We start from the raw sequence: 22375 nt of genomic DNA, 5'->3' as shown, positions 1-22375 counted from the left end.
CCCGCCGGGCCGCCCGTTCGGTACGACTTGTTCGAGATCCGCACCATACGACACCGAGGCCCGGTCGGAACCGCTCCGGGCCCGGTGCCCGCGGTTACTTCCGGGTGACATCGGTGCAGTAGACGTTCTTGTCCGGCAGGTGGCCGGTGACCAGGAAGCCGACGGTGGCCTTGTCGGCGCAGGCGGATCCCTCGTTGTAGACGTAGTGCCCGCCGTTGTCGACGCCGACGAAGGCGGAGCCCTGGCCGAGGGCCTTGTGCAGCCCGAGGGCGCCCTCCCACGGGGTGGCGTTGTCACGGCGGTTCTGCAGGATCAGGGTGTTGCGCGGGCCGCCGGACGTCACGGTGACGGTCGCCTCGGCCGGCTTGTTCCAGAAGGCGCATGCCCAGATGCCGGCGGGCATGCCCGCAGTGAGCGGCCACGCCTTGCGGTCGGCGGCGGTGCGGGAGGCGTAGCCGGCGACGTCGTGCGACCACTCGGCGTCGCCGCAGGTGATAGCCATGAACATGGTGGCCTGGTTGTCCGCCGGGACACCCGGCGACCCGGGTGTGTCGGCGAACACCTGCTTGAAGACGGCGGTGTCGGCGGCCGTCATCCTTCCGTCGGCCAGGTCGGCGGTGGCCCGCCAGAACTCGGCGAGCGCGGGAAGGGTGCTGTTGTGCAGAAGCAGGGCGTAGGTGATGTTCCGCAACATCGCGCCGTCCAGCGACACCGATGTGCCGGGCACGGTTGCCGGTGTGCGGTCGAGCCGGTCGGCCAGGGCGAGGTAGGTGCGGGTCACCTCCGCGACGCTGCTGCCCAGCTTGAGGGTGCTGTCCTGCGCCGCGGCGACGCGGGCGGCGTCGGGGAACCGGTCGGCCATGCCCTTGCCCCAGGTGTCCGCCACCTGGTCGGCCCACACCTTGGTGGGGTCGACGTTGCCTTCCAGGACCATACGGTCGGTGTGGTCCTGGAAGAGCGTGCGGTAGACGGCGCCTAGGTAGGTGCCGTAGGACTGGCCCCAGTAGGAGATCTTGTTCTCGCCGAGCGCCTGGCGGATGCGGTCCAGGTCGCGGGCGGTGTCGGCGGTGGTGTAGTAGCGCAGGTTCGTGCCCTGGGTGTCGGCGCACTGCGTGGCGTCGGCTTCGGCGAGGGCCACGTTCTTGGTGATCGAGCCGTCCGCGGCGGGGTAGGGGAAGAGCCCGGTCACGCTGGGGTCCTTCAGGTCGCAGCTTTGCGGCGTGCTGTGTTCGACGCCGCGCGGGTCGAAGCCGATCAGGTCGTAGCGTTCCAGTACGGACTTCGGCAGTGTGGCGGCCATGGTCTCGGGCATGTCCAGACCGCCGAGGGCCGGCCCGCCGGGATTGAGCACCAGGACGCCGCGGCGCTTCCCGGGCGTGGCGGTGGACAGCCGGGAGACTTCCACGTCGATCTGCCTGCCGCGCGGGTTCTGGTAGTCCAGCGGGACCTTCAACGTCCCGCAGGTCAGGTGGGGGTTGCGGGTTACGCCCGCGGCCGGCGCCGGGCATCGGTCCCAGGCTATTTTCGCGTTGGTCGCGGTCCCGGCGGCGCTCGTACCGGCGGCCTTGGCCGTTTGCGCGCCGGTGGCTTCGGACCCACACGCGACCAGTGCCGTTCCGGCCAACGTGGATACCAGGAGCGCCGCGGCGAGTCGGCGGCCGCCGGGGAAGCTGAGCATCGCGGAACTGCGTGTCGTGGTCATGGGAATGTCCTTAACTCGGCTGGTCGGCCTGGCTGGTGCCGTTGTGCTGACCGTTCGAGTCAACAAGAGACCACCGGCGGCGCGCGTCACCGCAGAGTGGACAAAGGCAGGTAGCTCGCTCGGGGGATGCCGACAGGACGGACCGCCGGCCCGGGACCCCTCGGTGGCGCGGTGTGCCTACGCCGTCGTCACCTGGGCCCGATGGGGTCTGGACGGCGCCGAAGCCCTCCTCAAAGTCCGCGTCCACGGATGACGCGGTTGTGCGGGCCGCAGGCTACAGCGACAGGCAGAACTCGTTTCCCTCGGGATCGGCCAGGACGACGTTGTCGGAATGCCGGGCCTGGACGGTCGCGCCGAGACCGGTCAGACGCCGGATCTCGGCCTCCGGGTCCTCGGCGAGCAGGTCCACGTGCACGCGGTTCTTCACGCTTCTGGGTTCTGGCACAAGCTGGAACCACAGGCGAGGTCCTCCGTCTGCGGCCTCGACGAGTACCGTGGGGTCGTCCTCGGGACGGGTGATGCCAAGGGAGCGCAGGCGTGCGAGTTCCGCGTCGTCATAGGGTGCGACGGTATAGCCGTCAAGAGTCGCGGCCCAGAAACGAGCCGTGGCCGCCGGGTGAGCACAGTCGAACACGATGTCATGAAGTCGCGCCATCTGCCTATGCTCTGCGCCTCCGTCAGCCGGTGTCATGCGGTTTTCTGTGCTGCCGGTCAACGCGCCGACGGTAGGGGACCTGACGGTACGGGTCGCCCTTGACGCTCCGCGACGGATCTCCGCGCTTCCGGTGGTCAGGGCACGACGGTGACTGTCAGCTGCCACGTCCGTGAGGGCGGTCCGTGGGGGCCGGGGGTGAAGGTGTCGGCGGAGGTGAGGGTGGCCGCTCCGGGCGCCTGGGCACGGGCGACCTCGACCAGGGTGCCGCCGTCGGCCGCGTGGTTGCCCAGCATGAGCACCACGGCGGGGACCGAGCTGGTGACGGGCGCCCACTTGTAGGAGGCCACGGCGTCGAGAGTGATCGTGATCTGGGTCCCGACGTGGACGCAGACGGTGCGCAGGGGATTGTCCGCGCCCGGGTAGAGCACCCGTACCGCTCCGCTGAGACAGGACGCGCTCGGGGCCACCGTCACGGGGGCAGCGGTACTGGGCGTGGCGGGAGCGGACCCCATGCCGGTTGGGGACGGCGATGCGGTCGTCGCCGAGGGCGCGGGCGCCGAGCCTGCTCCCGATGCGGTCCGTGGTGCGGAAGCGGCAGCGGTGGGGGCGCCGGAACCGGAGCTGCAGGCCGCCGCACCGCCAAGGGCCAGCGCGGTGAGCAGAGCAGCTGCCAGACGTGGGTACCGGCGCGTCATTTCGGCTCCTCAGTACATGGGTCGGAAGTGCTCATGCCTTGGACGCGGCAGATGGGGCCGGGGTTCCCTGCCCCTTCTCGCTACGGCTGGATCCGCGGCGGGCGGCCCCGAGCGTGGAGCCCAGCGGATCCGGTCCCGGAGGTCTCGCGGCCGTGTCGATACCTGACGGAAAATCAAATGCTGTGCGCTTCCTGTGCAAATCTTTGGTCGCACGCACTCGCCGGGGTGTCACTCCCCTTGCATCGTGTCATGTCCTGGCCCAGACTCACGACTTGCGAACACGCGTGCACCTTGCGCGAACGTCCTTCTCCTCTGCCTCCCGGGTGATCCCCGGCCGCCGAAAGGATGTTCAGTGCCACGTTCCCTCCGCCGACGAGGCCGTGTCGCCGCACTCGCGGCCCTGCCCGCCTCGCTGCCCGCGGTCTGGCCCCCACCGCTGCGGTGTCCGTGCACCACTCCGTCGATTCCGGCAAGGCGGTGCGCCACGACACCTCCCCGCAGCTGCGCACCCTGCACGCCGCGGCCGGATCCACCTCGACGACCTGTGTGGAGCCGACCTGCACCGCGTACGGCGACGTAACCGTGAACTGACCCGACACCACATCATCCAACCGAACGGTCGGCCGCCGCACGAGATGCGGTGGCCCACCCACGTCAGGAGTCCCCCATGAAGTCCTTACGCCCACGGGGCTGGTGGCGCGCCATCGCCTCCACTGCCTCCACCGCCGCCCTGCTCGCCGGGGGGCTCGCCGTCGCGGCCACCCCCGCCACCGCAGCGACCTCGATCACCAACGGCGGCTTCGAGACCGGCAGCCTCTCCGGCTGGACCGCCACCGGACCCGCCACCGGCGTCACCACCAGCGGCCCGCACAGCGGAACCTACGCCGCCGAGCTCGGCAGTTCCTCGCCGACCAACGGCGCTTCCTCGATCGCGCAGTCCTTCACCGCGCCCGCGGGCAGCCCGGTGCTGTCCTTCTGGTACGACGTCACCTGCCCCGACACCGTGACCTACGACTGGGCCACCGCCACCCTGGCGGACACCACCGCCGGGACCACGACCACGGTGCTGGCCAAGACCTGCGTGGCCAACTCCGGCTGGAAGCAGGTCAGCAAGGCCGTCACCGCGGGCCACAACTACACGCTGACACTGACCAGCAAGGACGACAACTACACGGGCGACCCGACCTACACCCTGTACGACGACATCGCCCTGACCGGCGGAACCACCACCAACGACTTCTCACTGACCGACAGCCCTGCAGCGGCGGCGGTCAACCCCGGCGCCTCGGCGGCCTCGACGCTGACCACGGCCGTCACCTCGGGGGCGGCCCAGACCGTCGCCTTCTCGGCGAGCGGCCTGCCCACCGGCGCGACCGCGACCTTCAATCCGGCCTCGGTGACCGCCGGCGCCTCCTCCACCCTCACCGTGAGCACCGCCGCCTCGACCCCGGCCGGCAGCTATCCGATCACCGTCACGGGCACCGGGACGTCGGCCACCCACACCACCACGTTCACCCTGACCGTCAACGGCAGCGGACCGAGCCTGGTACAGATCAGCACCGACCCGTTCACCAACTCCACCAGCCAGCACGCCACCGAGGTCGAACCCGACACCTTCGCCCACGGCAGCACCATCGTGTCCTCCTCCCAGGTCGGCCGTTCTACGACGGGGGAGCCTCCGACATCAGCTGGAACACCTCGACCGACGGCGGCGCCACCTGGCAGCACGGCATGCTTCCCGGCATCACCACCTATCAGGGATCAGGCCCGTGGGCCCGGGTCTCGGACGCATCGGTCAGCTACGACGCCAAACACGGCACCTGGATGATCGTCGGACTGGTCCTGGACGCCAACGTCAACGGCGCAGGAGTCACCGTCAGCCGCTCCGCCGACGGCCTGACCTGGCAGAACCCCGTACTCGCGGTCGGCAACGACGGCCAGGGCTACGACAAGGAATGGATCGCCTGCGACAACACCAGCACCAGCCCGCACTACGGCAACTGCTACATCGAGGCCGACATCACCTCCAGCGGCAACCAGGAGATCATGTCCACCTCCACCGACGGCGGCGCGACCTGGTCCGCCCCCGCCTCCCCGGCCAGCGGCGACTCCGGCCTCGGCGGCCAGCCCCTGGTCCAACCGAACGGCACCGTCGTGGTCCCGTTCTCCACCGACGGCTCCTCGATCCGCTCCTTCAGCTCCACCAACGGGGGAGCGTCCTGGGGCTCCTCGGTCCTGGTCGCCAACATCTCCTCGGCCACCGTCTCGGGCGGCCTGCGCGCCGGCGACGGCCTGCCGTCCGCGGAGATCGACGCTGCCGGCAAGATCTACGTCGCCTGGCAGGACTGCCGCTTCCGCTCCGGCTGCCCCAGCAACGACATCGTCTACTCCACCACCACCAACGGCACCAGTTGGACCGCCGTGACGCGGGTGCCCATCGACGCGGTCACCAGCAGTGCCGACCACTTCACCCCCGGCCTGGGCGTGGACCCCACCACCTCCGGCGCCACCGCCAAACTGGGCCTGTACTACTACTTCTACCCCAACCACAGCTGCACCGCCGCCACCTGCCAACTGGAGGTCGGCTTCACCTCTTCCACCAACGGCGGCTCCACCTGGAGCACCGCCCAGACCGTGGCCGGACCCATGACGCTGGCCCAGATCGCCTCCACCTCGCAGGGCCCGATGGTCGGCGACTACATCTCCACCTCGGTGGTCGCGGGAAAGAGCATCGGCCTGTTCCCCGTCGGCAAGGCGCCCACCAACGGCCAGGCCTTCGACGAAGCCATGTACACCGTCAGCGGGGGCCTCGCACTGCGCGCCGGAACCATCCCCTCCAGCACCGGCCCCGTCCTGTACACGACCCCCAGTCACATCCGGCTCAGCCCGCCCGTCCCGATCAACTGACAACAGCCCCGGCGACCGGCCCCAGCGGACCGGGCGTGAGGTGCGGCGCCGGCGACCACCGCCGGGGCCGCACCAGATTCGCCGGTTCGTGAAACGGCCGGTCGGACTCTTCGGCCCGGGTGCCGCGGCTCTGGCCACGGCTGCGAAAATGCCGCAGTGAGCAGCTTGAATGAGACCTCCCGAGATGCCCTTCTCCGCCGCGGCTTCGCCCTGGAGTACGCAACGCTCGGCTGGAACGTGGCCGGGATCGTGGTGCTGGCCGTCGCCGCACTCGCCGCGAAGTCGGTGGCACTGGCGGGCTTCGGCCTGGACTCGCTGATCGAGATCGGCGCGTCGACGGTGGTGGTCTGGGAGCTATCCGGCAGTGGGGAGGACCGCCGGCGCCGGGCGCTGCGGCTGATCGGGGGCGCGTTCGTGCTACTCGCGCTGTACCTGCTGGTGCAGTCCTCGGTGGTGCTGGCCGCGGGCTTCCACGCGCGTCACTCGACGCTGGGCATCGTGTGGACGGCGGTGACCGCCGCGGTGATGTTCGCGCTGGCCCTCGGCAAGGCGAAAACGGGAGCGGCCCTGGACAACCCCGTGCTCAGGACCGAGGGGCGGGTCACGATGGTCGACGGCATCCTGGCCGCCGCCGTTCTGCTGGGCCTGGTACTGAACTCGGCATTCGGCGCATGGTGGGCCGATCCCCTCGCCGGGCTGGTCGTCGTGTTCTACGCGGTCCGCGAGGCGAAGGAGATCTTCTCCGGCGACCACTGACGGCCTGTGCAGCCCGCGTTTCACTCGCTCGGAACGAATCCGTGGGCAGCGGGCTCGGCTTCCGGTGGTCACCGGGTCGGTGCGCAGGAGCACATGGGCGGCACCCCGGTCCGGGACCGGGGTGCCGCCCATTCCCGACCGGGTCGGTCACTGCTTCCAGATGGAGTTCAGCTGCCAGGCGTGCAGGCCGGCGACGGTGGCGGTGCCGCCGGTGGCGAAGGCGTCGACCCCGGTGCTTGAGGGGCCGGGGAAGACCTGGTCGGTCAGGACGACCTGCTCGCCGTCGGCGTTCTGCGCGTACACCTCGACGGAGGAGGTGTCGACGAGGATGTGCAGGTGGAGGCTTCCGCCGTGGAGAGCGAGCGGTGCGGTGTGGATGCCGGGAAAGGCGGGGTCGAAATCGACCACGCCCGAGGCGGTGCGGTCGATGTAGACCTCGCCGGTGGTCGTGTCGTAGCCGATCCGGGTGTGCTGGCCGCTGCCGGTGTGCACGTCCAGGCCGAACTGTCCGGCGTTGCCCGCTTCGAGGCCGGCCTGGATCTCCAGGGTGCTGCCGTTCACGCCGAGCGGCGTGGTCGTGTTCGTGACGTCGGTCCTGGGAACCTGGACGCCCGTGCCGCGCAGGCCGGCCAGCTCGCCGACCGGTTGCTGGATCAGCTGGACCGTGCCGTCGACGGTCCGCAGGCTCAGCTCACGCGGGAAGGTGTCGGCGCTGCGCCAGGGGCTGGTCGGGATGTTGCCGCCGTAGTTCCAGTTGTTCATCCAGCCGATCATGATGCGGCGACCGCCGGGAGCGTCGTTGTAGGTCTGGGAGGCGTAGAAGTCCTCGCCGTAGTCGATCCAGTGCGCGCGCTGGACGGCGGAGGCCGCCGGCTGGTCGGAGGTCTGGAAGTCGTCGGCCAGGACGTGGGCCCAGCCGCCGGTGTTGTCGTCGACGATCTGGATCTGCGCCTGCTTGCCCCGGTAGGCGGCGGTGTCGAAGGAAGCCCAGTCCAGGTTCTCGGAGTTGGAGCCGGTGGCGCTCTGCACCACCTGGCCGTTGACGATCAGGTTCACGCCGGTCTCGGCGGAGACGGGTTCGGCCTGGGTGTCGGACATGACGGCCTGATCGAGGTTGATGTGGCCCCAGCCGCCGGTGTTGTCGTCGACGACCTCGATCTGGGCCTGTTGCCCCTGCAGGTCGGACAGGTCCCAGGAGTCCCAGTTCAGGTGCTCGTCGTTGGAGCCGGTGGCGCTGCGCACCACCTTGCCGCCGACCAGGAGTTCGACCGCGGTCGGGTTCGCCGAGCCGGCGGAGTGGTCGCCGCCGCCGATCAGGAAGTCGAGGTACTTCTTGTCGATGGTGAAGCCCGGCGAGGCCAGCGTGCCGGTGGAGGTGTCGCCGCCCAGGTAGCTGTTGACCAGCCCGTTGCCGAGGTAGCCGGTGACCTGCTGCTGGTCGGGCAGGGTGCCTCGGGCCGGTCCGGTGCCGAACGCGGTGCCGCTGCTGGTCCAGTCGCCGATGGGGCTGGAGTACGTGCCTCCCTCGAAGTCGGCGAGCAGTTCGCCGGTCGGGACCGGCTCGTTGCCCAGGATCGTGCCGGGTACGTACGCATGGCTGCCGCCGCCGACCTTGAAGTTGATGTAGTTGCTGGTGACGGTGAAGGCCGGGGAGGTCAGCGTGCCGGTGGAGGCGTCGCCGCCGTTGAAGCTGTCGGCGAAGTAGGTTCCCTGGCTTCCGGTGACGGCGGACTGACCCGGCAGGGCGCCGGATGCGGGAGCGGTGGCGAAGGCGGTGCCCGTCGCCGTCCAGTCGCCGTAGCTGCCGGATTCGAAGTCCTGCAGCACGGTGCCGGCCGGCGGCGTGTAGCCGGCCGGGTCGTCGGCGGCGAAGGTGGTGCCGTTGAAGGTGCCGACGAAGTACTGCACGCCGGAGCCGCCGGCGATGGATCCCGGGTTGGTGCCGACGGCCAGCACCCATTTGACGTCCTTGGGGTTGCCGTCGACTTCCAGCGGGAACAGGTCCGGGCACTCCCAGACTCCGCCGGTGGCCCCGGCCGGGCCGAAGTCGCTCAGATGGGTCCAGGACTTGAGGTCGGTGGAGCTGTAGAACGAGACCTGGTGCTGCGCGGAGAGGGCGACGGTCATCAACCAGCGGTGCGCGGGGGCGTACCACAAGACCTTCGGATCGCGGAAGTTCTGCGAGTTGATGTCGAGTACCGGATTGTCGGCGTACTTCTTCCAGGTCAGACCGTCGTCGGTGCTGTAGGCCAGCGACTGCTCCTGGATGCCGGTCGCTTTGCGGTAGCTCGTGTACACGGCGACCAGCGGCGGATCGGAGCGGGTGCCGAAGCCGCTGGTGTTGTTCTGGTCGCGCACGACGCTGCCGGAGAAGACCATCTCGTCGGCGTCCTGCGGGATGGCGATCGGAAGCTGCTCCCAGTGCACCAGGTCGGTGCTCACGGCGTGGCCCCAGGACATGTTGCCCCAGGTGTTGCCGTCCGGGTTGTACTGGTAGAAAAGGTTGTACTGGCCCTTGTCGTAGATCAGACCGTTGGGGTCGTTCATCCAGTTCCCGGCGGGGGTGAAGTGGAACTGGGGGCGGTAGGTCTCGCTGTAGGGGGTGCCGGCTGCGGCCGGTGACGTGTTGAGCAGTGCCGCCCCGCAGAGGGCGGTCGCCGCGGTGATGAGCAGTGCGCGGCGTCGGCGGGTTGTTGTGGACACAGGTGTACCTTCCTATTCGTCGCTGAACAGGACGTCGGTTGGGTCGGGCCACGCTGAGAGCTCCGACGACCGTCGGGCGGATTCCCTGACGTAGGGGCAGGGCCGGAGCCGCCGGGTCATCCGCTGACGGGCGGGAGGTGGCGGACGCCGAAGCGGAAACGGCGCTCCTCGCCGGGTTCGATGCGGATGGCCGACGCGTACTCGTCGCGGTTGAAGGCGTCGGTGAGGGTCTCGACCGGCTCCAGGGCGATGGACCGGCGCCGGTCCCGGGCCAGGGTGTCGCCGGTGAACACGTGCAGATGGCCGCTGACCTGCCAGATCCGCAGTTCGCTTCCGGTCAGCGGGTCACGCAGCACGGTCTCGGCCCGTCCGTCGGGAGCGAACCGCAGGTCGCTGAAGCAGGCGTCGATGACCGCGCCGCGGAGCGTCCGGGGCTGACGGAAGTCCATCGCGGGCTGGTGTTCCAGCGCGGCCATGGTGTTCGGGGGATGGAGGGGGATCAGCGCGTCGTCGGTGCGGACGACGCTCGCGGCGGGGACCTGCAGGGTCAGCGTGTCGATGGTCGCCGCCAGGCGGAAGTAGGGGTGCCAGCCGGCCGCGTACGGTGCCGGCACTTCGCCGGTGTTGGTCGCACGGATCTCGATCCCGATCGCGTCGGCACCGATCAGGTAGACCACTCGGAGGTCGAGCGGGAACGGGTAGCCCGGATGCCTTCCGGGCCTGATCCCGGTACTGCGGAAGGTCAGCCGGGCTCCGTGGGCCGTCGGTTCCACGTGGTCGAGGTCGAACGGCTCCGTGCGGGCGAATCCGTGGTAGACGGGTTCGCGCGGGTGTTCCTGGCCCGGCTGCAGGTCGTGGTCGCGGCCCTCGAACCGGTAGCGGCCCCCGGCGATCCGGTTGGGGAACGGGGCCAGGAGGCCGTTGCGCACACCGTCCTGGGCCTGGAGTTCGGCCTCGCTGCGGTACCCGTCGGTGAGCTCCACCGGATGGCCGCCCAGCCGTCTCCGCCAGCTGAGCAGGGTCGCGCCGCGGCATGCGATCACCAGACGTGTCGATCCGTCCGTCGCGGAGACGACCACGGTGGGCTCGGCGCCGATGCGGTCGTGTTCGACGTTGAACTGAACCACCGTCAGGCTCCTGGGAGTGTCGCGCCGGTCACCCGGCCGGCGCGCCCGACGCCCGCTGGTTCCGGGAGGTCCTGGAACCCGTGCAGCGGGTCGCAGCCGTTCATGTCCCGCTCGTGGGAGTGAGGGTCTTGGCTCCGGTCATCACGGCCACCGCGTCCTCCATCGAGTGGGACCTGGGTGTGATGACGCCGGCGCAGCTGCCGAGGCGTTGGATGTGGATCCGGTCGGCGACTTCGAAGACGTTGGGCATGTTGTGGCTGATCAGGATGATGCCCAGACCCTGGTCGCGCAGGTCCTTGACGAGCTTGAGCACCTGCCCGGTCTCGCGGACCCCGAGGGCGGCGGTGGGTTCGTCGAGGATGACGACCTTGCCGCCGAAGGCGCCGGCCCTGGCGACGGCGACGGCCTGGCGCTGGCCGCCGGACAGGGTTTCCACGGCCTGGCCGATGTTCTGCAGGGTGGTGATGCCCAGTCGGTTGATGTGCTCGGTCGCCTGCTGCTTCATCGCGCTGGTGTCGAGCATGCGCAGCACGGATCCCAGCGGTCCCTTCCGGCGGATCTCGCGGGCCAGGAAGAGGTTGCTGGCGATGTCCAGGGCGGGGGCCACTGCCAGGGTCTGGTAGACCGTCTCGATTCCAGCGTCGCGGGCGTCCTGGGGGCCTTTGAAGTGGACCGCTGAGCCGTTGACCAGGATGCTGCCCTCGTCCGGGACCATGGCTCCGGACAGGCATTTGATCAGGGTGGACTTGCCGGCGCCGTTGTCTCCGATGACGGCGAGGACTTCACCGGGGTACAGGGTGAGGTCGACGTCGTTCAGGCCGACGACCCTGCCGAAGAGTTTGACGAGGCCCTTGGCTTCGAGCACGGGTGCGGTCATGACTTCACGCTCCGGATCCACTGGTCGACGGAGACCGCGGCGATCACCAGGACGCCGACGGCCAGCACTTGGTAGTTGGGGTCGAATCCGGCCAGCGCCAGGCCGTTGTCGAAGACCTGGACGATGCAGGCGCCGATGAGTGAGCCGAGGACGACGCCGCGGCCTCCGAACAGGCTGGTGCCGCCGATGACGACGGCGGTGATGGACTCCAGGTTGGCGTTGATGCCGCTGTTGGGGTCGCCGCCGCCGACGCGGCCCACCAGGATCCAGGCGGCCACGGCGATGGCCAGGCCGGCGACCATGTAGGCGCTCAGCAGTACGCGGTTGACGGAGATCCCGGCCAGCCGGGATGCCTCGACGTCGTCGCCCACCGCGTACAGGTGCCGGCCCCAGGCGGTGTAGCGCAGGGCGAAGCCGATCACCGCATAGAGGGCGATCATGAGCAGGACCCCGGTGGTCAGGTGCAGTGAGCCCAGCGAGATCGTCTGCGAGCTCCACAGCAGGAACGCGCCGGGGGGCAGGGCTACGGTCTGGCCCTTGGCGAAGATCAGCGTGGCGGCGGTGAAGATGCTCAAGGTGCCCAGCGTCACGATGAAAGGGGGGAGTTTGATGCGGGTGACCAGCAGCCCGTTCACGGCCTGGGCCGCCACCGCCAGGGCTGCGCCGATCAGCAGGGCGAGCACGCCCGGCACGCCGTGGTCGAACGCGAGTTTCGACATGACCAGGGAGGAGAGCACCATGACCGCGCCGATGGACAGGTCGATGCCGGCGGTGAGGATCACCAGGGTCTGGCCCACCGCCAGGGAGCCGACGACGGCGACCTGCTGCGCGACCAGCGACAGGTTCCCCAGCTGGTAGAAGCGGCTGTTGAGGAGGGCGAACACGGCGCCGGCGAGGACCAGGACGATGGCCGGGCTCAGTGCGGGCTGGCGGTGCAGCACGGTGTGGATGCGCTGGCTCAGGGTGGCGCGGCGGTTGAGGAAGTCCTCCGCCGATGTCGGTGCGGCGTGGCTGTCCACGTGGGCGGTCATCTGGATCCCTTCGCCGCCGACGTGGGCCGGCGGCGTTCTGATTCGTGGTGGACCTGCGGGGTGCGCTGCTGAGAGGAGATGTCGACCCGTGGCTGACGGCTGTACAGGTGTGCCGGAATCGCTGGTCCGCGGGTGGCGCGGGTGGCGCGGATCGTCCGGGGGGTGCAGGTGCGCCGACGAGGGTCGGGTCGATGGGCGCCCGTCGGCGCACCTGGTCCGGGGGCCGCAGCTGCGGGGCTAGTTGCCCCAGCAGGCGCCTGCGGCCTGGTCGGGGGACTCGATGGTGACTCCGGTCTGCGGCTTCGTGGCGGCCAACGCGGTACCGGTGTCGTAGAAGTCCTTGCCCGAGGTCACCGCGGGCTTGGAGCCGCCCCGGGCCAGCTTGGCGATCGCGTCCACGCCCAGGCTGGCCATCTTGCCGGGGTACTGCACGGCGTCGGCGGCCAACTCGCCGCTGGCGACCAGCTTGAGGCCGGCGCAGCTGCCGTCGATGGCGTAGACCGGGACGTCGGTCTTGCCTGCGGCCTTGAGGGCCGCGTAGGCGCCTTCGGCCGCGGGTTCGTTGATCGCGTACACGACGTTGATGTTCGGGTCGGCCGACAGGCAGTTCTCCATCGCGGTGCGGCCGCCGTCGATGGCGCCCTGGGTCGGCTGGTGGCAGGCGACGGTGTAGGTGCCGCCGGAGTACTTCCCGGTCTTGGATTCCTTGGCGTTCTGGGTGGTGCTGCCCGGGTCGATGCCCATGCCCTGCAGGAACCCGTGGTCGCGGTTGATGTCGACCGACACGACCTGGTTGTTGAACAGGTCGAGCATGGCTATGTCCGCCGGCTTGCCGCCCAGCGCGGTTGCGGCGTACTGGCCGTCGAGCTTGCCGGCCTGGGTGTTGTCGGTCGCGTAGGTGATGTCCGCGACGGTGGCGGGGTTGGTCGCGGTGTCCAGCGCGATGACGAACAGGCCGGCCTGCTTGGCCTGGTTCAGCGCCGCGTTGACGGCGTCCCCGTTGGTGGTGATCAGGATGCCCTTGTCGCCGCGGGAGATCGCGGTGTCGATCGCGCTGATCTGGGTCTGGGTGTCGCCGTCGGTGTTGCCGGCCGCCACGGTCAGGCTCACGTTGTCCTTGGCCGCCTCGGTCTTGGCGTCCTTCTCCATGGAGACGAAGTACGGGTTGGACAGCGTCTTGAGGATCAACGCGACCCCGACCTTGGCGCCGCCGCCGGACGCCGAGCCCCCGGTGGCGGTGGTGCCGCTGGAGGAACTGCAGGCCGCGAGTGACGCCGCAAGACAGACGACCAGGCCCGCCGAGGCGAGCTGGGGGCGGCGCGAACGGTCGTGCGACGCCGCTGCCGCGCTGCGTATCGAGATGTGCATCTCAGAAACCTTTCCGAACCATCGCGACCCGACACGGTGAGACAACGTGGTCTCGACATCAGAGTGACCGCCATGCAAAAGTGAGTCAAGACACAGATCGAAGTGTCCAGGCAACGAGTCGGTAACGCAGGATTCATGGGAGACAACGATGCCTCAGGGCGAACCAGGGCAGTCGAGACGGCCGGGCCGCCCCACGATGCGGGAGGTCGCCAGGCTCGCGGGAGTGGCCCCCAAGACCGTGTCGCGGGTGGTCAACGGGGTGAGCACGGTCGACCCGCAGATGGCCGCCCGGGTGCGCGAGGCCGCGGAGAAGCTCGGCTACCGGCCGAATCTGACGGCCAGTAACCTGCGGCGCGGGGACGGCCGCACCGCCACGATCGGCATGCTGGTCGAGGACGCCGCCAACCCCTACTCCGCGGCCCTCATCCGGACCGTGGAGAACATCGCGCGCGAACGCGGCGTCCTGGTCCTGATCGGCAGCCTGGACGAGGACCCGGACCGCGAACGCGAACTGGCCCTCGCGCTGATCGACCGCCGTGTCGACGGACTGGTCATCGTGCCCGCGGGCCGCGACCAGAGCTACCTCATCGCCGAGCAGCGGGCCGGCACCTGCCTGGTGTTCGTGGACCGCGAGCCGAAGCTGCTGGACGCCGACGTGGTGGTCTCCGACAACCGTCAGGGCGCGGTGACGGCGGTCAGGCACCTCATGGAGGCCGGCCACCGGCGCATCGCCTTCCTGGGGGACCAGGCGTCGATCCCCACCGCCGCCCAGCGGTTGGACGGCTACCTGCACGCGCTGGAACTGGCCCAGGTCACGGCCGACCGCACGCTCATCCAGCAGGGGCTGGTCACCGAACAGGGCGCCATCGAGGCCGCACGGCACCTGATGGCCCTGTCCGATCCGCCGACCGCGCTGTTCACCAGCCAGAACCTGGTCACCATCGGCGCCAGCCGGGCACTGCGCGACCTGGCCCTGGAGAACAGGGTCGCCATGGTCGGGTTCGACGACTTCCCGCTGGCCGACATGCTCCGGCCCGGCATCTCGGTCATGGCCCAGGACATCGAGGCGATCGGCCGTCTCGCCGCGCACGCGCTGTTCCGCAGGCTCGACGGCGACCAGTCACCCACCGCCACCACCACCGTTCCCACCCGCCTGATCACGCGGGGCTCGGGCGAGATTCCGCTGGGAGAGCCGCTCCGTGCCTGAACCGCAGCCCGTCCCGCAGCCGCTGGTCACCGTGATCGGCGAGGCCCTCATCGACCTCGTCCCCCAGGGCGGCCCCGACCGGTTCCAAGCCCGCCCCGGGGGCAGCCCGTTCAACGTCGCCGTCGGCCTGGCACGCCTGGGCCAGCGCACGGCGATGATGGCACGGCTGGCCGACAACGCCTTCGGCCGAATCCTGCGCAACCACGCGGACCGGGAGGGCATCGACCTCCGGAGCGCCCCGCACGCCGCCGAGCCCACCACCCTCGCTGTCGTGTCGCTGGACGCCGAGGCCCAGGCCAGTTACGACTTCTACCACCAGGGCACAGCCGACTGGCAGTGGACCCAAGCCGAGACCGCCCGCATCCCCGCAGCCACCGCCGTACTCCACCTCGGCTCCGTCGCCTCCTGGACCCCGCCCGGGGACCAGCACATCCACACCGCCACCTCCCGGCTGCGCAGCGGCGGGCACGTGCTCATCAGCTACGACCCCAACGTCCGCCCCGCGCTCCTGGGTGACGCAGACATCGCGCGTCCACTGATCGAACGGACCGTCGCCGACGCGCACCTGGTCAAAGCAAGCCGTGAGGACGTCGAGTGGCTCTACCCCGGCGGCCTGGAACAGGCCGCCACGCGGTGGCTCACCCTGGGCGCGCTCCTGGTCGTCATCACCGACGGCGCCGAGGGCGCCCGCGCGTTCCGACCGGACAGCCCACCGCTGGTCCGGCCCGGTCGCAAAGCCGCAGTCGTCGACACCGTCGGCGCCGGCGACGCCTTCACCGCGGGACTGCTCAGCGCCCTGATCCGCCGCGACCTGCACGCCCCCGCGCAACTCGCCGATGCCGCCGAAGACGAGCTGGCCGCCGCACTCGACGACGCGATCCTGGTCTCCGCGCTGACCTGCGAACGCACCGGAGCCGACCCGCCCACCGCGACCCCCCGCCCCCAACTCCCAGCCCACGCCCCACTCGAAGCCGCCCACCTGCGGTTCGCACGGCACCCTTGAAACCACAGGGAACCCTTGTTCGCCGTCAACGAGATGCTCGCGCGGGCGGGCGAGCAGACCTGCTGAACGTCGCACAGTTCCTGGTCACTCGCCCTCCGCCGCGCGGCCATGCGAGGTCGTCGACGGCGAGGAACAGCTCGTCGGCCACGGTCGCGGGGGTCGCCCCGGTGAACGTCCTGATGTCGCGATGCAGGTGGGACTGGTCGGCGTAGCCGGCGTCGGCCGCGACCCGGGCCGCGGCTTCACCCGCGACCAGGCGGTGGGCGGCGTGGTCGAAGCGGACCAGCGTCACGGCGCGCTTGGGCGGCAGGCCGAGCTGGGACCGGAACCGGGACCAGAGGCGCTTACGGCTCCACTCGACCTCGCTCGCGAGTGCGTCGACCCGGGCCAGGCCACGGCTGCCGATGATCCGGTGCCAGGCCCAGGCGACCTCCGGGTCCACCGGCGGTGCTGCCGAGTACCGACGGGCGAGCAGCGCGTCCGTCAGCGCGAAGCGCTCCTGCCAGGACGAGGCGTCGCCCAGTCGCTCGCGGATCCGGGACGCCTCCCGCCCCCACAGGTCGTCCAGGGACACGACGGCGCCGTCGAGCTCGGCGGGGGAGGCGCCCAGAACGGCGCGTGCGACCAGTGGGGACAGGCGCACCTGCAGGCACTCGACGTTCTCTCCGCGCACGCGGACCGCGCCGCCGGATCCGAACCCGGGCCCGGCGACCATGCTTCCCCGCTGCTGCCGCCCGGCGGCACCGTCGAGGACGGGCGGGCCGGTGCCGAAATCCATGAGCACGGTCACAGCCGGGTGCGGGACGATACGGAGCTCGTTCAGGTCGGGGATACGGAATCCGGCCATGGTGACACCGGCCACCTGGCTGGGCCGCTGCGGGCACTCGACGCCCCACACAGCCGTACCGCGCACGAAGCTCCGCACCGTCCGATGATACGTGAGCCGGCCAAAGTCCGTCCCACAACGGCCGGTACCGCTCTGGAGGGGAACATTTCTTCAAGACGCCGGGACGTCACGCCTGTGACGCTGCGGGTGTGTCCAAGAACCCGATGTCCTCCCCGGTCCTGCCGCTTCAACGGCCTCGCTACGGTGTTGACGCGCCGGCGTTCCCGGCTGTCACCGCTGCCGCCGGGGCGGCGAGCTGCCTGGCCGCCGCCCGGTGGCGGCGGGGACGGATCCGGGCGGCAGCCGTGGGAACGCTGCTGCTCGCGTCCACCGGCGTCTACCTGCACACCACGCTGCGCGGCAAGCTGCGCATCTGGAAGCAGGAACTGGACCGGATCGGTCTGAAGGGTGACGAGCACCTGCTGGACCTGGGCTGCGGTCGCGGTGCGGTTCTGGTCGAGGCGGCCAGGCGGGTACCGGCGGGGCGGGCCGACGGCGTGGATCTGTGGTCCCGAAAGGACCAGAGCGGCAACGGTCCCGCCGTCACCCTCGCCAACGCCGCCGCTGCCGGAGTCGCCGACCGGGTGGAGGTGCACACCGGCGACATGACCTCACTCCCGTTCGAGGACGGCACGTTCGACATCGTGACGAGCGCGATGGCCATCCACAACATCCCGTCGCGCGAGGGACGCCACCGCGCGGTCGACGAGGCCGTGCGGGTGCTGCGCCCGGGCGGGCAACTGCTCATCGCGGACCCCTGGTGGATCGCCCGGCAGTATGCCGACCACCTCGGGCAGGGAACGCTGCGCCCGCTCGGGGCGGGCTACTGGTACGGCGGTCCGTGGCTCGGCATCACGCTGCTGCATGTCGTCAAGGAGCCGCGGCCGGAAGGCACGGAGCCTTGCTGACTGCGGCCGCGGTTCCCTGGAGCAGGCTGACGGCCAGACAGCAGCTGCTGCCGCTCTCGTCGCTGGCCTCGACGGCGCTGTTCACGCTTGCGACGATCCCCACGGCTGTCCGGCACGCGCTGGGTTCGCACCAGCCGCTGAGCTGGCTGGTCACCGTCGCGGTCTACGCGGTGCTGCTGGTGCGCAGGCGGTTCCCGCTGGGCGCCACGGCGGTCGCCGTCATCGGGTCGGTCGTGCTGATGGCCGACGGGATGGCCTACCCGCTGACCATGCTGGCGCTGTTCGGCGCGCTGTACTGGGTCGCGCTGGAGGCCCCGCCGGCCCGGGCGCTCGCGGTCGGCGTCGGTGTCAAGGCGACGCTGCTCGCCGGCTCGCTCATCACCCATCCCGGGATCACGGGCATGGTCATCGTGCTGTGGGCGGCCCTGGCCGTCACCACCGGCAGCGCCGCCCGCAGCCACCGCGCCTACGTCGCCGAGGCCGAGGAGCGGGTCAGACGCGCCGAGTTGGCCAGGGAGGGGGAGGCGGGCCGCCGTGTCGCCGAGGAACGGCTGCGCATCGCACGGGAGCTGCACGACGCCGTCGGCCACCATGTCGCCCTGATCAGCGTGCAGGCCGGGGCGCTGGCCTGTCTGCTCGACGACGAGGACCGGTCCCAGGCCAAGGAGTCGGTCGCACATATCCAGCAGGCGAGCGAGGAGGCCCTCGACGAACTGCGGCTGACCGTCGGCCTGCTGCGCGCCCCGGGCGCGGCCGAGCCGGCCACCCCGGCGGAGCCGGTGCCGGCTCTGGACCTTCTCGGTGAACTGTTCTGCTCGTTCGCCGGTGCGGGGCTGCGGGTCACCCGCGAGGTGACCGGCGATGCCAGGCCGTTGCCCGAGGCGGTGGAGCTCACCGCCTACCGGGTCATCCAGGAGTCACTGACCAACACCCGCAAGCACGCCGGCTGCGACACGGCGGTGGTGCGGCTCGGATACGCCCCCGGGGCGCTCAGGTTGGCGGTCGAGGACAAGGGCGACCAGGCTGCGTGGGACAGCCGTCCCACGCCCGCAGGCCGCGCACCGGCCGGCCGCACACCTGGTGGGCACGGCCTCGTGGGCATGCGGGAGCGGGTGGCCGCCGTGGGCGGACGTCTGGCTGCCGGACCCCGTCCTGAGGGGGGCTACCGCGTCTTCGCCGAGCTTCCGCTGCGAGCGCCCGGGATCGAGGGCTCATGAACGGGACCGCGACCGCCTTGTCGGCGTCCGCCGCCGCGGCGCCGACCCGGGTGGTCCTCGCCGACGACCAGGAACTCGTCCGCGCGGGCCTGCGGTTGATGATCGAACGGGCGCCGGGACTGGCCGTCGTGGGCGAAGCGGGCACCGGCCTGGGCGCGGTCCGGCTCGCCCGCGAGGCACGCCCCGACGTCGTCCTGATGGACATTCGGATGCCCGGCATGGACGGGCTGGCCGCGACCCGGCGGATGGCCGCCGACGAGAGCCTCGCCGCAGTGCGGGTGCTGATCCTGACGACGTTCGAGGTCGACGAGTACGTCTTCGAGGCGCTGCGGTCGGGCGCCAGCGGGTACCTCGGCAAAGGCGCCCGCCCGGAGGTCCTGATCGAGGCGATCCGCACGGTCGCCCGCGGCGACGCGCTGCTTTCGCCGTCCGCCACCCGGGGCCTGATCACCCGGTTCCTCACGCTGCGCGACAGCGAGCCGGTCCGTCCCTCACCTGTGCTCGCCGCCCTCACCGACCGCGAGCGACAGGTGGCGGCCCTGGTCGCCGACGGCATGTCCAACGCTGAGATCGCCTGCCAGTTGACGGTCAGCCCGCTCACCGTCAAGACCCACGTCAACCACGCCATGACCAAGCTCGGTGCCCGGGACCGCGCCCAACTCGTGGTTCTTGCCTACCAGACCGGCCTGGCCGGGGCGCCGCGACCCCGTCCGTGAGCCACCGCGGCACCGCGAGGCGAGGACTTCCGCGAGCACCGTACCGTACCCGGGCAGCGCCGGCGGGGTACCCGGGATCAGGACTACTGCCGACGCAGTAGGCGATGCCGCGAACCGCGCCGGACGGCGCGGTAGCGCTTCGGGCAGTCGCTGCGGACGGCCGGTGACCGGGGCAGCCGGGAATCCGACGATGAGGACCGAACCGAACCGAACGGAGGATCATGTCCGCCCTTGCACGCTGGTGCTACCAGCACCGCCTCATCGTGATCGCTGCCTGGACAGGTCTCTTCATCGCCCTGGCGGTGATGTCGCAGGCGCTGAGGACGACGTACGACAATTCGCTCACCCTGCCGGGAACGGGCTCCGGCAGCGCCCAGCAGCTGCTGCAGCGGTCGGCGCCGGCCCAGGCGGGCGACTCCGACCAGATCGTCTGGCACGTGAGCCATGGCAGCGCCACCGATCCGGCCGTCGAGCATCGGATGTCGGCGATGCTCGCGCAGGTGTCGCACCTGCCCGCGGTAGCCTCGGTCGCCGGCCCCTACCGGCCGGGCGGACAGGTCCAGGTGAGCTCGGACGGGCGCACCGCGTACGCCACGGTGACCTTCACCGATCAGGCGGACAACCTGAAGCATGCCGACGTCGACCGGGTGATCGCGGCGACGACAGCGGCCCGTGAGCCGGGTCTCGCGGTCGAGGTCGGCGGCAAGGCGATCGCGGGCGCCGAGGAGACGCCGGCCTCGAACGCGTCGCTGATCGGCATCATCGCAGCCGCCGTCATCCTGCTCATCGCGTTCGGATCGGTGCTGCCGATGGCACTGCCGATCGTGACAGCGGTGGCCGGAGTGGGCAGCGGCCTGCTGCTGATGGCCCCGCTCAGCCACCTGATGCCGGTGAACGGCATCGCGCCGATCCTCGGGGCGCTGATCGGCCTCGGTGTCGGCGTCGACTACGCCCTGTTCATCGTCACCCGGCACCGCCGCGGCCTGCAGTCCGGACTGGACCCGGAGCAGTCGGCCGTGCAGGCGCTCAACACCTCGGGGCGCGCGGTTCTGTTCGCCGGCGGCACGGTGTGCATCGCCCTGCTCGGGCTGCTCTCGGTCAACCTGCAGTTCATCAACGGGCTGGCCGTCCCGGCGGCGATCACCGTGGTGTGCACCGTGGTCGCGGCCGTCACGCTGCTGCCCGCGCTCCTCGGGGTGCTCGGCCCGCGCGTGCTCAGCCGCAGGCAACGCCGCAGGCTGCGGGCCGGCCGACCGGGCCACGAGGACAGCGGCAGCGGCCTGTGGGAACGCTGGTCCCGCATGGTGCCGCGGTTCCCCGCCGTGCTCGCCTCCCTGGGGCTCGTGGTCATGCTCGTGGTGTCCGTTCCCGTGCTGCACCTGCGACTGGGCTTCGCGGACGCGTCCAACGACCCCGTGTCGACGCACACCCACAGGAGCTACGAGATGCTCGCCGCAGGGTTCGGGCCGGGCTTCAACGGACCGCTGTTCCTGGTCGCCGAGAGCCAGTCGGCGGCCGACCGCGCCGCACTCGACCGGCTCGACCGGGCGCTCGCCGCCGTTCCGGGGGTGGCCGCCGTGGAGACCGTGCCCGCGCAGACCACGCCCGGCGCGGGTCCGACGATCGAGGTGACCCAGGTCCTGCCCGCCACATCGCCCCAGGATCCCGCCACCTCCGCGCTGATCGACCGACTGCGCGGCACGGTCATACCGCGCTACACGCACGGCACCACACTGCACGTCTACGTCGGCGGCCTGACGGCCACGTTCATCGACTTCGCGACCATGACGAGCGCCAAGCTGCCCTGGCTCCTGACCACCATCGTGGGTTTCAGCTTCCTGCTGCTCGTGCTCGCCTTCCGCAGCCTGCTCATCCCCGCGGTCACAGCGGTGCTCAACCTGCTGTCTGCGGCAGCCTCGTTCGGCGTACTCACCGCCTTCTTCCAATGGGGCTGGGGGACCAGGGCGTTCGGCCTCGGCTCGCCCAGTCCCGTCGAGGGCTACCTTCCCGAGCTGGTGCTGGCGGTCCTGTTCGGCCTGTCCATGGACTACCAGGTGTTCCTGGTCAGCAGGATGGCCGAGGAATGGTCGCGCACCCATGACAACGCCCGTTCGGTGCTCGCCGGCGTGACCCACACCGCACGGGTGATCACCGCCGCAGCCATGATCATGATCGCCGTGTTCACCGCATTCGTGTTCACGGGCCAGCGCAGCATCGCCGAGTTCGGCATCGGCCTGGCCGCCGCGGTGGCGCTGGACGCGCTCGTCCTGCGGACGGTGCTCGTACCGGCCGTGATGTACCTGTGCGGCCGGGCCAACTGGTGGCTGCCCCGCTGGCTGGACCGCCGTCTGCCGCACCTGGCCATCGAGCCGCCCGCGGAGGAGCAGCCCGCCCGCGTTCCCGGAGCCGCGCTCGTCTGACGCCCAGCAGCACAGTCGTAGAGCCACCCGGGGGCACGGTCACACAGCGGCAGAGCCGAACAGCCACGGCGGTGCACGATGCACCGCCGTGGCGCCGAGACGTCCGGTCCCAGGACGGCACCACCGCAGTACGGCACCACCGCAGGACAGCACCGGCCGCCACCGCCGACGAGGCCGCAGCCTGGGAACTGAGACCT

General features: G+C 70.7%; 19 protein-coding genes. 10 read left to right on the top strand and 9 right to left on the bottom strand.

The annotated features are described in order from the left end of the window. Positions 1 to 94: 94 nt before the first annotated feature. From TR46_RS05505 to TR46_RS05495, 3 genes are all read right to left on the bottom strand, one after another. A complete protein-coding gene (locus TR46_RS05505; RefSeq protein ID WP_042394431.1) occupies positions 95 to 1702 on the bottom strand; it encodes an alpha/beta hydrolase in 1608 nt (535 codons plus the stop codon). A 274-nt stretch (positions 1703 to 1976) separates the two neighbouring features. Beyond that, a complete protein-coding gene (locus TR46_RS05500) occupies positions 1977 to 2357 on the bottom strand; it encodes a VOC family protein (RefSeq protein ID WP_042394428.1) in 381 nt (126 codons plus the stop codon). A 134-nt stretch (positions 2358 to 2491) separates the two neighbouring features. After that, positions 2492 to 2830, bottom strand: coding sequence for a hypothetical protein (locus TR46_RS05495; protein ID WP_152626307.1), 339 nt, complete (start codon positions 2828 to 2830; stop codon positions 2492 to 2494). A 663-nt stretch (positions 2831 to 3493) separates the two neighbouring features. Between TR46_RS05495 and TR46_RS42090 the strand changes: the two genes are divergently transcribed. The 4 genes from TR46_RS42090 to TR46_RS05480 all read left to right on the top strand — a co-directional run bounded on the left by TR46_RS42090 (position 3494) and on the right by TR46_RS05480 (position 6715). Next, a complete protein-coding gene (locus TR46_RS42090; RefSeq protein ID WP_161790088.1) occupies positions 3494 to 3643 on the top strand; it encodes a hypothetical protein in 150 nt (49 codons plus the stop codon). 76 nt (positions 3644 to 3719) lie between these two features. Continuing rightward, complete coding sequence (locus tag TR46_RS42085) at positions 3720 to 4880, top strand: hypothetical protein (RefSeq protein WP_052432566.1); 1161 nt, start codon at positions 3720 to 3722, stop codon at positions 4878 to 4880. Continuing rightward, entirely contained in the window at positions 4877 to 5959 is a 1083-nt protein-coding gene (locus TR46_RS42080; RefSeq protein WP_052432565.1) for a sialidase family protein, read from the top strand. Before TR46_RS42085 ends, TR46_RS42080 begins: the two co-directional genes overlap by 4 nt. Before the next feature lie 156 nt (positions 5960 to 6115). After that, positions 6116 to 6715: a cation diffusion facilitator family transporter gene (locus tag TR46_RS05480; RefSeq protein WP_042394422.1), complete on the top strand. Its 600-nt coding sequence runs from the start codon at positions 6116 to 6118 to the stop codon at positions 6713 to 6715. 147 nt (positions 6716 to 6862) lie between these two features. Here TR46_RS05480 and TR46_RS05475 read toward each other — a convergent pair whose 3' ends face one another. From TR46_RS05475 to TR46_RS05455, 5 genes are all read right to left on the bottom strand, one after another. After that, on the bottom strand, positions 6863 to 9418 hold the full coding sequence (locus TR46_RS05475) for a glycoside hydrolase family 32 protein (RefSeq protein ID WP_042394420.1): 2556 nt from the start codon (positions 9416 to 9418) through the stop codon (positions 6863 to 6865). Between the two features lie 116 nt (positions 9419 to 9534). Next, complete coding sequence (locus TR46_RS05470) at positions 9535 to 10545, bottom strand: aldose 1-epimerase (RefSeq protein ID WP_042394418.1); 1011 nt, start codon at positions 10543 to 10545, stop codon at positions 9535 to 9537. 100 nt (positions 10546 to 10645) lie between these two features. Beyond that, positions 10646 to 11422, bottom strand: coding sequence for an ATP-binding cassette domain-containing protein (locus TR46_RS05465; RefSeq protein WP_042394415.1), 777 nt, complete (start codon positions 11420 to 11422; stop codon positions 10646 to 10648). Further along, complete coding sequence (locus TR46_RS05460; protein ID WP_042394412.1) at positions 11419 to 12453, bottom strand: ABC transporter permease; 1035 nt, start codon at positions 12451 to 12453, stop codon at positions 11419 to 11421. Before TR46_RS05460 ends, TR46_RS05465 begins: the two co-directional genes overlap by 4 nt. Positions 12454 to 12690: 237 nt before the next feature. Next, complete coding sequence (locus TR46_RS05455; protein ID WP_042394409.1) at positions 12691 to 13821, bottom strand: substrate-binding domain-containing protein; 1131 nt, start codon at positions 13819 to 13821, stop codon at positions 12691 to 12693. A gap of 148 nt (positions 13822 to 13969) precedes the next feature. Between TR46_RS05455 and TR46_RS05450 the strand changes: the two genes are divergently transcribed. Together TR46_RS05450 and TR46_RS05445 are read left to right on the top strand one after the other, a co-directional pair. After that, a complete protein-coding gene (locus tag TR46_RS05450; protein ID WP_042394406.1) occupies positions 13970 to 15028 on the top strand; it encodes a LacI family DNA-binding transcriptional regulator in 1059 nt (352 codons plus the stop codon). Continuing rightward, positions 15021 to 16031, top strand: coding sequence for a carbohydrate kinase family protein (locus tag TR46_RS05445; RefSeq protein WP_236655210.1), 1011 nt, complete (start codon positions 15021 to 15023; stop codon positions 16029 to 16031). The genes TR46_RS05450 and TR46_RS05445 overlap by 8 nt, the downstream gene beginning before the upstream one ends. Before the next feature lie 25 nt (positions 16032 to 16056). Here TR46_RS05445 and TR46_RS05440 read toward each other — a convergent pair whose 3' ends face one another. After that, on the bottom strand, positions 16057 to 16878 hold the full coding sequence (locus TR46_RS05440) for a helix-turn-helix domain-containing protein (protein WP_052432575.1): 822 nt from the start codon (positions 16876 to 16878) through the stop codon (positions 16057 to 16059). A gap of 188 nt (positions 16879 to 17066) precedes the next feature. Between TR46_RS05440 and TR46_RS05435 the strand changes: the two genes are divergently transcribed. The 4 genes from TR46_RS05435 to TR46_RS05420 all read left to right on the top strand — a co-directional run bounded on the left by TR46_RS05435 (position 17067) and on the right by TR46_RS05420 (position 22178). Further along, entirely contained in the window at positions 17067 to 17825 is a 759-nt protein-coding gene (locus tag TR46_RS05435) for a class I SAM-dependent methyltransferase (RefSeq protein WP_236655209.1), read from the top strand. Further along, a complete protein-coding gene (locus TR46_RS05430; protein WP_052432563.1) occupies positions 17819 to 19042 on the top strand; it encodes a sensor histidine kinase in 1224 nt (407 codons plus the stop codon). Before TR46_RS05435 ends, TR46_RS05430 begins: the two co-directional genes overlap by 7 nt. Next, positions 19039 to 19758, top strand: a complete 720-nt coding sequence (locus TR46_RS05425; protein ID WP_042394404.1) for a response regulator — start codon at positions 19039 to 19041, stop codon at positions 19756 to 19758. Before TR46_RS05430 ends, TR46_RS05425 begins: the two co-directional genes overlap by 4 nt. Before the next feature lie 221 nt (positions 19759 to 19979). Continuing rightward, positions 19980 to 22178, top strand: coding sequence for an MMPL family transporter (locus TR46_RS05420; RefSeq protein WP_042394402.1), 2199 nt, complete (start codon positions 19980 to 19982; stop codon positions 22176 to 22178). The last annotated feature ends 197 nt before the right edge of the window (positions 22179 to 22375 follow it).

This window comes from Streptacidiphilus carbonis (assembly GCF_000787775.1).
GTDB lineage: Bacteria > Actinomycetota > Actinomycetes > Streptomycetales > Streptomycetaceae > Streptacidiphilus > Streptacidiphilus carbonis.
Note: the sequence above shows the minus strand (reverse complement) of the source record. Positions and strands in the feature narration are given on the sequence as shown.

Excerpts from the sequence above, each read along its gene's own strand:
- TR46_RS05425 (WP_042394404.1), top strand. The coding sequence starts at position 19,039 with ATGAACGGGACCGCGACCGCCTTGTCGGCGTCCGCCGCCGCGGCGCCG.
- TR46_RS42080 (WP_052432565.1), top strand. The coding sequence starts at position 4,877 with ATGATCGTCGGACTGGTCCTGGACGCCAACGTCAACGGCGCAGGAGTC.
- TR46_RS42085 (WP_052432566.1), top strand. The coding sequence starts at position 3,720 with ATGAAGTCCTTACGCCCACGGGGCTGGTGGCGCGCCATCGCCTCCACT.
- TR46_RS05505 (WP_042394431.1), bottom strand. The coding sequence starts at position 1,702 with ATGACCACGACACGCAGTTCCGCGATGCTCAGCTTCCCCGGCGGCCGC.
- TR46_RS05450 (WP_042394406.1), top strand. The coding sequence starts at position 13,970 with ATGCCTCAGGGCGAACCAGGGCAGTCGAGACGGCCGGGCCGCCCCACG.
- TR46_RS05465 (WP_042394415.1), bottom strand. The coding sequence starts at position 11,422 with ATGACCGCACCCGTGCTCGAAGCCAAGGGCCTCGTCAAACTCTTCGGC.
- TR46_RS05460 (WP_042394412.1), bottom strand. The coding sequence starts at position 12,453 with ATGACCGCCCACGTGGACAGCCACGCCGCACCGACATCGGCGGAGGAC.
- TR46_RS05440 (WP_052432575.1), bottom strand. The coding sequence starts at position 16,878 with ATGGCCGGATTCCGTATCCCCGACCTGAACGAGCTCCGTATCGTCCCG.
- TR46_RS05420 (WP_042394402.1), top strand. The coding sequence starts at position 19,980 with ATGTCCGCCCTTGCACGCTGGTGCTACCAGCACCGCCTCATCGTGATC.
- TR46_RS05500 (WP_042394428.1), bottom strand. The coding sequence starts at position 2,357 with ATGGCGCGACTTCATGACATCGTGTTCGACTGTGCTCACCCGGCGGCC.
- TR46_RS05455 (WP_042394409.1), bottom strand. The coding sequence starts at position 13,821 with ATGCACATCTCGATACGCAGCGCGGCAGCGGCGTCGCACGACCGTTCG.